We start from the raw sequence: 248 nt of genomic DNA, 5'->3' as shown, positions 1-248 counted from the left end.
GCCCGAGAGGAGTCGAACCCCTAACCTCTTGATCCGTAGTCAAACGCTCTATCCAATTGAGCTACGGGCGCATATGGTGCCGAGGGCGGGGGTCGAACCCGCACGGTGGTCACCCACCGCAGGATTTTAAGTCCTGTGCGTCTGCCTGTTCCGCCACCCCGGCATGTCATATTGAAAATTGGAGCGGAAGACGGGATTCGAACCCGCGACCCCAACCTTGGCAAGGTTGTATTCTACCACTGAACTAC

1 tRNA gene is annotated in these 248 nt (G+C 57.3%); it reads right to left on the bottom strand.

From position 1 onward, the window contains the following. Nucleotides 1-74: 74 nt before the first annotated feature. Nucleotides 75-163 (bottom strand) — tRNA-Leu (locus QO049_RS30665). Between the last annotated feature and the right edge of the window lie 85 nt (nt 164-248).

It is taken from the genome of Bacillus sp. RB3 (assembly GCF_030164735.1).
Lineage (GTDB): Bacteria > Bacillota > Bacilli > Bacillales > Bacillaceae_G > Bacillus_A > Bacillus_A cereus.
Note: the sequence above shows the minus strand (reverse complement) of the source record. Positions and strands in the feature narration are given on the sequence as shown.